Raw genomic sequence first — 12,790 nt, forward strand, 5'->3', positions numbered from 1 at the left:
GCCGCGAATGATTTCAAGCTGCATCAAGCTGCCTGGACGCGTGTCTCGTGTGACATCATCAGTTCCTTGAGGGAGGCGTAAATCTCCGCTCCCATATCCGCACGCAACATGGCGAACGCGACATTCGCTTCGATGAAGCCACGCTTGCTGCCACAGTCGAAAGTGCGTCCCTGATAGGGGTGTGCATGGAACGGCTGGGCCTTCGCAAGCTTGTGCATGCTATCCGTAAGCTGGATCTCATTGCCGGCACCCCGTTCCTGACGCGCAAGCAATTCAAAGATTTCCGGTTGCAGAATATAGCGACCATTCAGGTAATAATTAGACGGCGCTTCGGACGGTTTGGGCTTCTCGACCATCTCGGTCACCTCGAAACCGTGCCTGACGGAGTGGCCGACACCGACGATGCCATAGCTGGACGTCTCCTCGGGTGAGCATTCTTCTACCGCAAAGACATTGCCGCCGACTTCCTCATAAAGCTCCATCAGCCCGGCCATGCAGCCTTGCGGACCGTAGGAGACCATGTCGGGCAGCAAGAGCGCGAATGGTTCGTTGCCCACCAGTTCCCGGGCACACCAGACCGCGTGACCGAGCCCGAGCGGGACCTGTTGACGCGTGTAGCTGACGGTGCCGGCGACCGGCAGCATCTTTTCAAGCTGGGTAACCTGGACCGTCTTGCCGGAGCGGGTCAGCGTGGCAATCAGTTCCGGCGCACTGTCGAAATAGTCCTCGATCGCCGTTTTGTTGCGGCTAGTCACGAAGATGATGTTCTCGATTCCCGCCTGCATGGCCTCATCGACGGCATACTGGACGACGGGACGATCGACGATCGTCAGCATCTCCTTCGGCATGGCCTTGGTGGCCGGCAGAAACCGAGTGCCGTTGCCTGCGACGGGAATCACCGCCTTTCGAACTGGTCTATTCATATCCATTCCTTCGTCCTTTCTCGAGGGCGCCCCCGCCCTATCCGATCGGATTTCAGTTGGCGCCAGCCGTTCCCCAACAGCCGGCGCATGCGGACAGCAATCGGCATGCGCAAATGTCTCAATGCACGCGGATTTCCGATCGCTGTTTTCAGGAAGCCCCTGACGGAGCCTTTCTTGATATCCTCGACCAGCGTGAGGAACGCACCCGCCTCGACGAGGCTGCGGGTGCGTCGGCGCTGGGCAGCCATAGCCTTCTCATCCAGCGTATAGCGGGAGAGGAAGGCCCGGTCGGACGCCAGCATCGCGTCGAGGTGGTGTTGTTCCAGGACCCGCGAAATCGAGCCCTGCCGAAGATGGTAGACATAGCCGACATCCGGCATGATTGCGCACTCGCCGCCGCTTGCAAGGGCGGAGGCGAGCAACAGATAGTCTTCCCCGATCCGCAGCGTCTCGTCGAAGAGTAGTCCGTGGCGTTCAAGGAAATCCCGCTCATAGACCGGCTTCATGTAGCCGAAGTTGAAGGTCGACCGGAAAATCACGTTCGAGCCGATGAAATCGGCAAGCGTCATGAGCGGCCGCCGCGTCAGTTCTTCCCTGGGAAACATCGTCTGCGGCTTTCCGCCCTCGATGGGGATGACATCGATATTGTCGACGACGATCTGAGCCTCGGCAGCCTCCGCCCTTTCGAGCATCATCAAAAGTCTTGCCGGATAGACAGTATCGTCGGCATCGAGGATGGCGATCCAGCGGCCGCGGGCGACAAGAAGGCCGGCATTGCGGGCAACAGCCGGTCCGCCATTCCTCTCCTGAACGATCAGCCGCACCCGATCATCCGCAAGCGCACGCACCCGCTCGCGCGTGCCGTCCGTCGAGCAGTCGTCGATGACGATGACCTCCATGGTCACCCCGATCTGAGCCAGCGCACTCGCAATCGCACGCTCGATCGTATCTTCCGCATTGTAGGCGGCAATCACGAAGCTCACGTCGGGTTGGTGTACGAACGTGCTCATGCTGCTTCAGCGGCTCCATATTGGCGAATCTCGCGCATGCCGAGCGTGCCGGAAACGGCGCCGGCGTGCAGAGCCGCACGAAGGGCATAACGGTTGCGGATGACCGGGGAAAAGGCCGTGGCTGCGGCCATCGCCGCGCAAAAGGCAAACTTCGAACCGGCAAGCCCCATCTGTTTGACCCGATTCAAACCAGCATGCTTGGAGGCAAGAATGCGCCCATGCGTCTGGCCCGAGCGGAAGCGTCGCTTTGCAAGCCAGGAAAAGCTCGCCCGTTTTTCCGGAACGATTTCCTCGACAATCGCCTCCTGGGCAAATTCAATGCGCCCACCGGCATCGGTGAGCGCTGTGAAGAAATGCGTGTCCTCGCCGCCGCTCTGGCCGAGCGACAAGGCAAACTTGCGACCCGCAACCACGGGCGAACGCATGTCGAGCAATACGTTGCAGGTGTAGCCGGTCCTGATCCTGCCACCGACCCAGACGGGCATGGTGGAATGGAAATCCCCCTTGCGCATCCATGAGGTGCTCCGTGCTCCGTAGACCGCCCGGACGGGGCCGAGTATCGCGTCTGCGCCGGTAAGCATCACCGCTGCAAATAGCTCGGCGAGCCATCGGGGCGTAGCCGTCTCGTCGTCATCGATGAAGGCAAGATAATCCGCATTGCATTCGGTCAGGCAGGCGTTGCGGGCAATCGAGATATTCGATTTCGGGCAATGGACATAGCTGATCGGAAAGGGCGACCGGTTGCGCAGGCCGTCTACCAGAGTGCGCGCGCTCGGAATTGCATCGTTGTCGGCAACGATCAGGCGCAGTTCGACACCCGCCGGAACGCTCAGCGAAAACAATGACATGAGCGTCGCCTGCAGTTCCAGTCGGCGATAGGTGCAGACGCCGATATCGATGCGAACCGGCTTTTCTCCTGCCGTCATCAAGCGGCCCTCCCTGGACGAATGCCGATCAGTTCCAGCCAGAAGCCAGCCGACCAGGCGAAATGCATGATCATCGCCGAGAGCGAGGCGAGCGGGCCGTAGGGGTTTTTCTGCCCCACGGCCATCCAGAAGCCGTAGCCGAGGCAGGCCGCAGCCCAGATCGCCAGCGGCACCGCGGCCCACCAATGAAGCAAGGCGAGGAACGCGCCGACGACAACAGGAGCGACCGCGAGCGGGATCGCCTGACGTAGCCTCGGGATCGAGCGATGCTTGATGAGGTTTTTCGCGCGGCCGCGGCCATAGGCGAGATATTGCCGGAAGAGAGCCGGGGCACTCGCCCGCGGATAATAGGTCATGAAGGTCTTGCCGGTCATCCAGATGCGGAAGCCCGCGGCGCGCAGTCTGAAATCCAGCTCCGCATCCTCGTTGTGGCTGAAATTCTCGTCGTATCCGCCGACAGCGCGAAAGGCCTCGATCCGCATGAGCGCATGATGACCGTGATCCACCCAGTCGCCGCCGCCACCGGCCCGATGCTTGGAGCCGCCATTGCCGAGTTTGGAATTCTGCGCCACGGCCGTCGCCTTCTGGAACAGGCCGAAGCCGACCGTCTCCATGCCGACCACGACGGAATCGGCTTGCATATCGAGCGCTTCCTCCAGCAAGGTCCGGCAATACCCGTCTGGATAGTCACCATGCGCATCGATACGGATGAGATAGTCGCGATCCTGCCCGAAACGGTCCACGGCAAGATTGATCGCGGCGCTCTGGATGCGCTTCGGGTTTTCCAGAAGCAGAAGTCGGGGTATCTCAGGCAGAAGCTTTTGCACGATATCCCGCGTGCCATCATGGCTGCCGCCGTCCGCCACAACAAGCAACATGTCCATCTCGCCGCGCTGTCCGTTCAGCTTGCGCAAGAGCGGCTCGATCGTTGCCGCCTCGTTCAGGCAAGGGATCACGAGGAGCGTCCGGACGCTGGAAATCTGGGCATTGCAGTGAGAACGCGAAACCATACTCAACCTCACGACTGCACGGTTGACACGACCGGCATGTCTGCCGGCGACGAGAGGTTGGGATGTAGGGCGGCGAGTCTGGAGACAAGGGCCTGGCATTCCGCCTGACCCGTGATCCATTGATTCCGTTCAATAATTGAAATTCTAGAAGCGAGATCGGCGTAGCGTGCCTCGGTCATGCCCTCGAACAGAGCCTCAAGCGTTTCCGGCATCGCGTTGTCGAGCGTCACGCCAATGTCACGTTTCTCGACAAACCGGCCGGTCTCGGTCCCCGAAAGCGCGATCGGCACTGCGCCGTGGAGCCCTCCTTCATAAAGGCGGTTCGGCAGTAGCCAGCTCGAATTGAGCCCTTCCTCGAAGAAATCGATCGCCCATGTGAAATGGACATCGCCATAGATCGCCGCGAGATCCTCCGGATTGCGGTAGGCGCCGTGGAATTCCACATGCGGGGCAGCACTGACCTTCGCATCGAAATCGTCGAACTCGCTATATGCCGGGCGACCGCGCAGGACGATCTGGACCCTGCCGTCCATCCGCGCCGCGAAATCGATCAGGCTGTCCAGTGATTTTCGGCACCGGATCGCTCCGAACCAGCCAATCCGCCAAGGCGCCCCCTGTCTTGGTGGTCTCGGCGCGACTGAGGCGGGCATAAGTTCCGGCTTCAGGGCCAGAACCTTGTTCTCCAGAAGCAGGACCGGCAGATCGAGACCTGACCGCGGCTTGAAGAAATTCTCGACGAAAGCCGGCGAACTGGTGATCAACAGGCTGGCGCGATTGCCGAAGAAGCGTTGAGCCTGCCGCATCAGGCGGCCTTTTATCCCCTCATCGAGGAGAAGCCGGTGAATATCGAGGCATTCGTAGACGACCGGAACATTGCGATCGAAAAGCGAGGCAGCGTGGCCGGCAAGCGCAAGGGTTTCCAGGTTGCGGGCGATGATAACGTCGGGCCGGGTGATTCCCGAGAGCTTTCGCTTCAGCACCATGCGCGCGGCCACCACGGCGCCGATACGTTGTGCGAAGCGGGCATCCGCTGTTCTTCCGAGCACAATCGTCGGCACATCCCGCTCGTCGGACAGCACGTTCGCGCCGCGCTCGAAACCGGCAACAGTGACGCTTGCACCGCCCGCTTTCAAGGTCAGCACCCGCCGCCGGATCGCCGCATCCGCGAGATCATGCGCGAGATAAAGAACGTTCAATGTCAAATCGTCCAACTCCTTTTTCGAGCCTTCCGGCTCTCAGGGACCGCATCGGGCAACGAGCCGCAGACCGCCTCAATCGAGCGTGCAGAGCACGGATTCTGGAAAGCGGCAGTCTTCGCCCATCGCCGTGAACGCGACACGGTCAATGGTCATCGTCGTGGGTTGAGTGTAGGAAAACGCACCCATCCATTGTTTGAGTGTATCGGTGCCCCAGAGGCTCAGGAATATCTTCTGGGCGTTCGAAGGTATCGTCGCCTTGTCCGTCACCTCCTGAACAAGCTTGCCGTTCACGAAGTAACGGAGGCGGTTCTCCTCCCAGATGAAGGCGTAATCGTTGAAGCCCTGGTCCGCGCCGCCGGCGACCGGCACAAGCTTCTCATTGCCGCCCTTGCCGTTGATGTACTGGTTCACCTGAACTTGGCCGGTGTTCTTGCCGAGGACCTCAAAGTCGATCTCATCGTGCGGCTTCTTGTCGGTTGGTCCGATATAGCTGAAGAAGGCAGAGTTCAGCCCGGAACCGGTCGCAGCCTTCATCCGCACCTCATATGTACCGTAGCCGAAGCGCGCCTTGGTCTGGATCTCGCCACAGACATAGTTGCGGTTGCTGGTCTTCCGCTCGGCAAATTCCAACTGCAGTAGGCCATTTTCAACGCGCACCTGGTTCTTCGACCAAGTGCAGTTCTGGTGCTTGCCGTTATTCCAGCCGTCGGAGACGTACCAGAACGAACGGTCGAGGCTGTCGAAGTTCTCGACAAAGGATTTGCCGGTCGCACCCTGTTGAGCTTGGGCCATGGGTGCAAGAAGGCTCGCCACCGCGGCTGCGGTAGCGATCTGGCAGGCTCGCCGAAGATGTCTGGCTTTCGCCATCATGTTTCACCTCTGCTGTTGCGTCATTGCCGGTTCGCCGGAGCGAGTGGTGCCGGCCGACGAATAGGATTTCGCCGCGGCGGAAAGCTTCGCCTTTCGCCCGCGGCTGCCAGTCAGGATTTCATAGAAGCCCGGCATCGCGCGGGAGACGAAGAGATTGGATGTCGTGAGGATGACGAAGCTGGCGATGACCGAGCTGGCATAGAAAAGCGGATACTGCTCATCTCCAGCCATCCGGTTCCAGACCATCCACAGCAGGACCAGTAAGGGATAATGGGCGCAGAAAACCCAGAAGCTCAAGCTGCCGGTGCCGGCGAGACGCCGGCCGATCCACGACCGGATGGCCAAGGCCGACATAAGCCAGAATCCCCCCGCGCCAACGATCGACAGCGTGTTGCGCGCAAGATCAAGCGCCCATGGGAAATCCGGGCCGGTGCGAAAAAGACCAATCGACAGCAAGATGGCGACTGCGAGCATTGCTGCGGTCCCAACAATCGAGAATCGATCGAGCGCCTTCAGGTCCAGCCGGTTGAGCGCCAGGAAAATGCCGAACGTGAAGCTGAAGAGAATCGACTTTTTGAGAACAATACCAAGCGTCAGTTCCGGCAAGATCGCCAGGACGAAGAGGATCACAAGCGTCGGTGCCGCATAGCGGCGCACCAGAAAGGCAAGGATCGGCGAAAGAATGATGCAGACGATCAGGTCACGCAGGAAATAGAGCGGAACATTGACCGGCAGCCCTTCGGTTGCCAGCGCATAACTCAGGAACTCTCGTGTCGAGGCGTTCCAAAGGTCGGGGAAATAACCCACGCCAATATCGAAGTGCTGAAGGAGGAAAACGGTGGCGAGCAGGCTGCAATTCCAAAGCAGGAAAGGAAGAAGGACGGTTTTCGCTTTCGAACGAAGCGTCCTGGCATAGTCGAAAGCGTCCAGGCCGCGCTGGAACAGCAGATAACCGGAAATGGCGCTGAGGCACGGAACGCCAATGCGAAACAGGCTGTCACCCAAAAAGACGCGCAGCCAGTCGAAGAAGCCATTCAATCCGAGGAAGGCGCTCGTCGGAGGATCATAAGGCACATGCACGAAGACAATGCCTGAGATCAGCAGGATACGCATCAAATTGATACGGGAGGATATGTTCTGATCAACAGTCAACGAGTCACCCCTTTTGAGCAGTGCCTCCCCTCACCGCCGTTTCAATCAGAGCAGACTTGGGCCCGCGGTTATCAAAATGATCACGCCGAGTTTGGCGCAAAATGTGGCGGCGCAGCAAAAAATTGATGGATGACAGAGTAATCGATGCGTGGGCAGCCAAGCGCCCGCCCCATCAACTCGCCCGCACGAATTTATGATTCACAGGGAGTTCGATGTGATTCCAACCCAAAATGCTGCATCGCAGCACGCGCGAAAAATTTTTCCTCCCGACCCCGAAACAATCTATCGGAGTCCGTATTCTATTACCGCTCCCGTTTCAGACTTCGCTAAAATATGGCGAGATTAAGGCAAATCTGCGACACAATCAGGCAGGCGAGGCGTCTGACCGGCTCGCGCATCCCGCGACGTCGAATAAGCTGGAAAATTTCTCAGAAGCGCCCGCTCCGCAAGGAGGAAACCCGTCCCGCGGCAGTGCAGCCAGCACTTCCATATCGAAGATTTGTTAACCCGTCCGCCCAAAACAGGCAGGAAAACGCGCATGCCGAGCGTCATCACAAAGGCGGTGATCCGTCGATAGACTGCTGGCTAGGTGGCCTCTCCGGCCACCCGATCCGACATCTTCCGGTGTCAGCGGTCTTGCCAGAATGGACATGGTGACAAATTTCAGCCCGAATGTAGCGGTCTTAGATAGTGCGCTCCAGCCGGCACTTGCGTGATGGTCTTAGTGTCGTGGCCTGGAGCCACAGGTCGAATCCCGTTGCTGGAGGTCAGTCGAATACGGCAGCGAGCTGCCGCCTAAACCCGGAGCCCGGCGAAAGTCGGTGGCTTGCAATTCTTCAAGGAAGCAGGGCTAAAACATGGCGACGTTCACGGTTGTTATCCCATTTTACCAAAGAGAGGCCGGCATTCTTGGCCGCGCATTGAAATCGATCTTCGATCAAACCTATCAGGATTTCGATATAGTCATCGTCGATGATGAGTCCCCCCTTCCCGCCGACACCGAGCTTCAAGGCATTGATGAAACCTGGAAATCGCGCATCCGGGTGATCAGCCAGAAAAATGGCGGACCAGGAGCTGCACGCAACACCGGCCTCGATAACGTACCGGCGGAAACTCGTTTCGTCGCCCTTCTCGATTCGGACGACATCTGGCTGCCGGATCATCTGAAGAACGCGTTTGACTGCATGACACGGTTCGATGCCGAGTGCTACTGGGCCTCCATGCAGGCGAGCGACGAGTTCTACTATCATTTCGGCATGGCCGAGCTCGAAAAGGCGGAGGGCGGCACGCGGCTGTCCGAAGATCCCCTCGTCATCGAGATGTCGAATCTGGCAAGCGTGATGCTGAAGAACTGGAGCTTCCTGCATCTATCCTGCATGGTGATCGCGCGGCCGGTTTTCGAAACGATCCGCTTCGAACCCTCGCTGCGATTGGCTGCAGAAGATGTGCTGTTCTTCTGCGACTGCATTCTCAAATCGAAACGAACCCTGCTCTGCGACGAGGCGGGGGCGGGCCGCGGCATGGGCCTCAACATCTTCCACAGCATCGACAACCGCTCGCCGCAGTTCCTGCGCCAGCAGTTCAACACCTGGGTCGCGCTTGACACGCTGGAACAGCGTTTCCGCTCCCGCCCTGGCGACGTAGCGTCGATCGCATCCTACAAAAACACCGCCCGCCGCCAGGCGCTCTGGAGCCAGGCCGGACGGGTGAAACGACGTCAGGCTCCGGATTTCGGCCTGCTCGCCCGCTGGGTGCTGCGTGATCCGGGCTTGCTTCGAGCAGCCTTCGAACTCGGCGCCGGAAAATTCGGTGGCAGCGCTCGCTGAAACCAAGACGTCCCATTCAACCATTATCCCACGGAGGCCCGCATGAAAGCGTACTACTGGGAATCGCATCACGGCAATTTCGGCGACGATCTCAACCTCTGGCTCTGGGACGCACTGCTGCCCGGCTTTCGGGACGTGCATCCGGAGATACTTCTCGTAGGTGTCGGCACTGTTCTCAATCCGGCCCTGTTGCCAGCGGGACAGAAGAAGCTCGTGGTGGGCAGCGGTTATGGTTATGGCACGCCGCCGGATATCGGCAATCCGGCGGAATGGGACGTGCGTGCGGTTCGCGGTCCGTTGACGGCTGCCAAGCTTGGCCTGCCGCCAGAAAGGGCGATTACCGATCCGGCGGCAATGATCACAGACATGCCGGAATTCCAGAGCCTCCCGAAGGTCCACAGGAAAACCTTCATTCCCCATTGGGAATCGGCCGAATTCGGCATGTGGGAGGCGGTTTGCGAGCCGGTCGGCCTCGCTTACCTCGACCCCCGCGGCGAAGCGAAATCCGTCATCCGCCACATTGCGCAGTCGGAGCTGATAATCGCCGAATCCATGCACGGCGCTATCCTGGCGGATGCCTTCCGTGTTCCCTGGATTGCTGTCAGCACCTCGCGTTCGATCAACAATTTCAAATGGAACGACTGGGCAAGCTCCGTCGGCACCACCTATGAACCTCGCTATGTGCCGGTATCCACCCGCGCAGAGGCCGTCGCCAAACGCTCCCGTTTCTGGGGCGTGCGCTTCGACGGGGAGCAGCCCGCCCCCGAGGCGACGCCGCAAAACCCGGGAGGCGAAGTCATGACCCGCAGGCCTCCCTCACAGACCGGGCTTCGCGGAATGGCCAAGCAGTTTCTGGCCTCTCCCTCCGTGCTGGCGCTCTGGCAGGCCGGCCGCGCCGAACCACGCCTCAGCCCCGATAATGTCCTCGAAGAGCGGAAGGAACAGTTCCGCACGATGCTGGATGGGATCCGCCGCGACTATTTCTGAACGGCAGGGATACCAGGCAGGAGATAGCGCGTCCTCGGAGGCTCAACCGCCGCCGGAGATGATTTCGAACGCAGGAGATCGAGCTTGTCGAGGAAGATGCCTGTCGCCACCGCCGGCAACACCTGCGGGCGGGTTAGGATATGGCGAATTGCGGCAAACTTGCCGGCGTGCGACTTGACGTCGAGGAAAGCACGCAACTCGTAGCGGTCGCGGATATGGTCGCGATGTCGCGTAATGACGGCCCTCGCCTCGTCGGGGAGCCTCCGGTCGGCGAGAATTGCCTCGTCCGCTTCGTAGAACGTGCGCAAATCCTCTGTGCGATGCCGACCGCTGAGCGAATCATGCCGGACCACGGCGCCGTAGCCGCAATGCTCGATCACCTTGTAGCGGGCGCCTTTTGCCAGTGCCCGGACATAGAAATCATAGTCCTCGCCAAGCCGCATCTCCTCCTTGTAACGCAGCCCATGAGCCTCCAGGAAATTCCGACGTATCATCGGTTTCAGGAAACCGGTCTCCCCGCGCTTCACGCCGCGCTTCGAGATATTCCCCTCGACGAATTCGGTGAGTGACATTGTACGCGCCCTCGTCTCGAAGCGTTCTGGATGAATGATTTCGGTTGGCTCGTAGATGAAGGCGATGTTATCGGCGATGAGATCCCATCCATCCTCTTCGAGCATCGGCGCGAAACGGCCGGGAAAGAAGAAATCGTCGGCATCGAGGATGGCGATCAGCGGGGCGCGCGATATCGCAATGGCGTGGTTGCGGGCAGCCGAAGGACCACGGTTTTTTTCAAAGGAAACGACGGTCAGGCGACCCGATCCGTCATCGGCTTGCCGTGCAACCGTCGCCGTCGCATCCGTCGAACCGTCATCGACCACGACGACCTCGCCGACATGCGTCTCATTCAGGGCCGATTGAATCGCGACCCCGATTGTTTCGGCGGCATTCTTGGCCGCGATGATGACGCAGATTGTCTGGTGAGTGGTTTCAGCCATAGCCCTCTCCAAGCTTCATCGGTTGGTGGAACTATGGACGCAGGAAAATGGCCCTCGTGTGAAATCTCCTGAAAAAAGCTTGAACGAGACAAATCAGGTGTCACTGGCGGGTAAATTCGGAGCGGCATCGGCGCGCAGACCGTCGCGTCGATTGCTGTCCTTCGAGTTTTTGATGGTGGCCGCCTCTGATGAAATGTTCTCTTCGCGAAGCTTCTTTTCGCGCCGCACCAGGTAAAGAACGCCGATGAAATAACCGACCTGGAGAAGTACGGCACAGATCAATGTCTGTATAAGCGCCGTATAAAACGATCCGGTCATAAAATACGCAGACACCGCAAAAACGATCAGTACCCCTGTCATGCTGACAAAGACGCGCGGTGCGTACATAATTCCTCCTCCCGAACTTAAACTTGCTCAGTTCATCGATCTTTCGGCTCCTCTCCCAATGGAACAACCATAGGAGCCTGCAGGAGAGGATTCAAGTTTCCTATCTCGATTATGTCAGGCTATTGGTGAAACTTTCGTAAGGTTTCGCAAGTTCCGTGAAAATATAGCCCGTCATAGCGCTTGATACCCCCGTACCACAATGCTTACGCCTCGTTTTCGCCATATTTTAGCCCGGTTTCGCCGCGTTTGGAACAATTCACCAGTTGCGTCGGGTAGAGTGGCCGGTTATGCGATCAACTTTTGTTACAAAGCTTAAGACGGCACACCTACGATTATTGCAGCGCAGCATTGTATTGCGGCGCAGCAGGGCTGGGCCTTTGGTCCTAAGTGCAAGCTACTTTGGTCCCACTCTCAAAGAAGCACGGTCGGGTGTAGCTGGGGCAGCGACGAGACAAAAAGCGGGAAATAACCGGACACAGTCGGAAACTATTCGCAACAAACAGGATTTTACATACAAGAATTAGTATTTCCAAACATATAAACCAACGCCTCTCAAGTTAACCAATATCCCTCCGGCATCCCCCAGCCGGCAGCGGCGCCCCATCGGAAATGGCCGCGCAAAAAATTTGACTGGCATCAAATTCCGAACACAGACTTATTATCCCATAGGCTCGGAATAACGCGCCGCAATGGCACCGACTATCGCAAAACCTAAATGGAGTTAACTCTATGAAGTCAGCGACACGTTCGGCAGGTTCGCCGTTTTCAAGCCCCGACCAAGCCGACTTGGCTTTCCCGACCGGTGGCTTGGCAAAACGTACCTTCGACATCACCGCAGCCGCTCTAGCCCTCATCCTTTTCAGCCCGATCTTTCTGATGATTGCGGCGCTGGTGAAATTTTCCGACAATGGTCCGGTCTTCTACGGGCATCGTCGGATAGGCCATAACGGCCGGTCATTCAGATGCCTCAAGTTCCGCACGATGGCTGTCAATGGCGACGAGGTCCTGCGAAACTATCTGAACGCCAACCCACAAGCAGCCGAGGAGTGGCGGGCCACCCGCAAGCTCAAGGTCGACCCGCGTGTGACGGTTGTTGGGACAGTGCTACGCAAACTCAGCCTCGATGAACTCCCGCAGCTCATCAACATTGTTCGAGGTGAAATGAGCGTGGTCGGTCCAAGACCTGTCGTCGATGAGGAACTGAACCTCTACGACAGCTTTGCCGCTTATTACCTGCGGACCCGCCCGGGCCTCACGGGTCTCTGGCAGATCAGCGGTCGCAACGACGTCTCCTACGAAACCCGCATCGCTTTCGATACCCAATACGTCCAGAACTGGTCGCTTCTCGGCGACTTCGCAATCATTGCGAAAACGATTCCCGCCGTTTGCCTGGCACGCGGCAGCTACTAATCGTTCGCCTTCTCTTGCCCCAGAAGAAATCCGAAATCCCTGTCCGCGGCCGGTTTCGGAAAAATGATGCTCCCCAAGCGTGGACGCAACCGCGC

Annotated in this window: 12 protein-coding genes; 3 read left to right on the forward strand and 9 right to left on the reverse strand. The window is 58.8% G+C overall.

The window, feature by feature from the left end; translation table 11 throughout:
* Window positions 1-23 precede the first annotated feature (23 nt).
* The 7 genes from ABK249_RS28735 to ABK249_RS28765 all read right to left on the reverse strand — a co-directional run bounded on the left by ABK249_RS28735 (window position 24) and on the right by ABK249_RS28765 (window position 7,090).
* On the reverse strand, window positions 24-929 hold the full coding sequence (locus ABK249_RS28735) for a UTP--glucose-1-phosphate uridylyltransferase (protein ID WP_227703960.1): 906 nt from the start codon (window positions 927-929) through the stop codon (window positions 24-26).
* The gene (locus tag ABK249_RS28740) at window positions 920-1,933 is read right to left on the reverse strand and encodes a glycosyltransferase family 2 protein (protein WP_280107458.1); all 1,014 of its coding nucleotides are present in this window, start codon (window positions 1,931-1,933) and stop codon (window positions 920-922) included. The genes ABK249_RS28735 and ABK249_RS28740 overlap by 10 nt, the downstream gene beginning before the upstream one ends.
* Entirely contained in the window at window positions 1,930-2,859 is a 930-nt protein-coding gene (locus ABK249_RS28745) for a glycosyltransferase family 2 protein (RefSeq protein ID WP_227703961.1), read from the reverse strand. Before ABK249_RS28745 ends, ABK249_RS28740 begins: the two co-directional genes overlap by 4 nt.
* The gene (locus ABK249_RS28750; protein ID WP_227703962.1) at window positions 2,859-3,869 is read right to left on the reverse strand and encodes a glycosyltransferase family 2 protein; all 1,011 of its coding nucleotides are present in this window, start codon (window positions 3,867-3,869) and stop codon (window positions 2,859-2,861) included. The genes ABK249_RS28745 and ABK249_RS28750 overlap by 1 nt, the downstream gene beginning before the upstream one ends.
* Window positions 3,870-3,877: 8 nt before the next feature.
* Window positions 3,878-5,071: a glycosyltransferase gene (locus ABK249_RS28755; protein ID WP_227703963.1), complete on the reverse strand. Its 1,194-nt coding sequence runs from the start codon at window positions 5,069-5,071 to the stop codon at window positions 3,878-3,880.
* Window positions 5,072-5,140: 69 nt separating this feature from the next.
* On the reverse strand, window positions 5,141-5,938 hold the full coding sequence (gene exoK, locus ABK249_RS28760) for an endo-1,3-1,4-beta-glycanase ExoK (protein WP_227703964.1): 798 nt from the start codon (window positions 5,936-5,938) through the stop codon (window positions 5,141-5,143).
* Window positions 5,939-5,941: 3 nt separating this feature from the next.
* On the reverse strand, window positions 5,942-7,090 hold the full coding sequence (locus tag ABK249_RS28765; protein WP_227703965.1) for an acyltransferase family protein: 1,149 nt from the start codon (window positions 7,088-7,090) through the stop codon (window positions 5,942-5,944).
* 857 nt (window positions 7,091-7,947) lie between these two features.
* Here ABK249_RS28765 and ABK249_RS28770 point away from each other — a divergent pair.
* Window positions 7,948-8,916 carry a glycosyltransferase family 2 protein gene (locus ABK249_RS28770; protein WP_227703966.1) on the forward strand — a complete coding sequence of 323 codons (969 nt, stop codon included), beginning with the start codon at window positions 7,948-7,950 and terminating at the stop codon, window positions 8,914-8,916.
* A 42-nt stretch (window positions 8,917-8,958) separates the two neighbouring features.
* A complete protein-coding gene (locus ABK249_RS28775) occupies window positions 8,959-9,903 on the forward strand; it encodes a polysaccharide pyruvyl transferase family protein (RefSeq protein ID WP_227703967.1) in 945 nt (314 codons plus the stop codon).
* On the opposite strand, the gene ABK249_RS28780 is transcribed toward ABK249_RS28775, so the two are convergent.
* Together ABK249_RS28780 and ABK249_RS28785 are read right to left on the reverse strand one after the other, a co-directional pair.
* Complete coding sequence (locus ABK249_RS28780) at window positions 9,894-10,898, reverse strand: glycosyltransferase family 2 protein (protein WP_227703968.1); 1,005 nt, start codon at window positions 10,896-10,898, stop codon at window positions 9,894-9,896. The genes ABK249_RS28775 and ABK249_RS28780 overlap by 10 nt on opposite strands.
* Before the next feature lie 93 nt (window positions 10,899-10,991).
* Entirely contained in the window at window positions 10,992-11,285 is a 294-nt protein-coding gene (locus tag ABK249_RS28785; RefSeq protein ID WP_280107459.1) for an exopolysaccharide production repressor protein, read from the reverse strand.
* A gap of 729 nt (window positions 11,286-12,014) precedes the next feature.
* On the opposite strand from ABK249_RS28785, the gene ABK249_RS28790 reads away from it, so the two are divergent.
* A complete protein-coding gene (locus ABK249_RS28790) occupies window positions 12,015-12,695 on the forward strand; it encodes a sugar transferase (protein WP_227703969.1) in 681 nt (226 codons plus the stop codon).
* The last annotated feature ends 95 nt before the right edge of the window (window positions 12,696-12,790 follow it).

The organism is Neorhizobium phenanthreniclasticum, assembly GCF_040066075.1.
GTDB lineage: Bacteria > Pseudomonadota > Alphaproteobacteria > Rhizobiales > Rhizobiaceae > Neorhizobium > Neorhizobium petrolearium.

Bases quoted from the DNA above. Each gene is read 5' to 3' on its own strand.
- exoK (WP_227703964.1), bottom strand. From the start codon at position 5,938: ATGATGGCGAAAGCCAGACATCTTCGGCGAGCCTGCCAGATCGCTACC.
- ABK249_RS28745 (WP_227703961.1), bottom strand. From the start codon at position 2,859: ATGACGGCAGGAGAAAAGCCGGTTCGCATCGATATCGGCGTCTGCACC.
- ABK249_RS28780 (WP_227703968.1), bottom strand. From the start codon at position 10,898: ATGGCTGAAACCACTCACCAGACAATCTGCGTCATCATCGCGGCCAAG.
- ABK249_RS28740 (WP_280107458.1), bottom strand. From the start codon at position 1,933: ATGAGCACGTTCGTACACCAACCCGACGTGAGCTTCGTGATTGCCGCC.
- ABK249_RS28790 (WP_227703969.1), top strand. From the start codon at position 12,015: ATGAAGTCAGCGACACGTTCGGCAGGTTCGCCGTTTTCAAGCCCCGAC.
- ABK249_RS28750 (WP_227703962.1), bottom strand. From the start codon at position 3,869: ATGGTTTCGCGTTCTCACTGCAATGCCCAGATTTCCAGCGTCCGGACG.
- ABK249_RS28785 (WP_280107459.1), bottom strand. From the start codon at position 11,285: ATGTACGCACCGCGCGTCTTTGTCAGCATGACAGGGGTACTGATCGTT.
- ABK249_RS28775 (WP_227703967.1), top strand. From the start codon at position 8,959: ATGAAAGCGTACTACTGGGAATCGCATCACGGCAATTTCGGCGACGAT.
- ABK249_RS28770 (WP_227703966.1), top strand. From the start codon at position 7,948: ATGGCGACGTTCACGGTTGTTATCCCATTTTACCAAAGAGAGGCCGGC.
- ABK249_RS28735 (WP_227703960.1), bottom strand. From the start codon at position 929: ATGGATATGAATAGACCAGTTCGAAAGGCGGTGATTCCCGTCGCAGGC.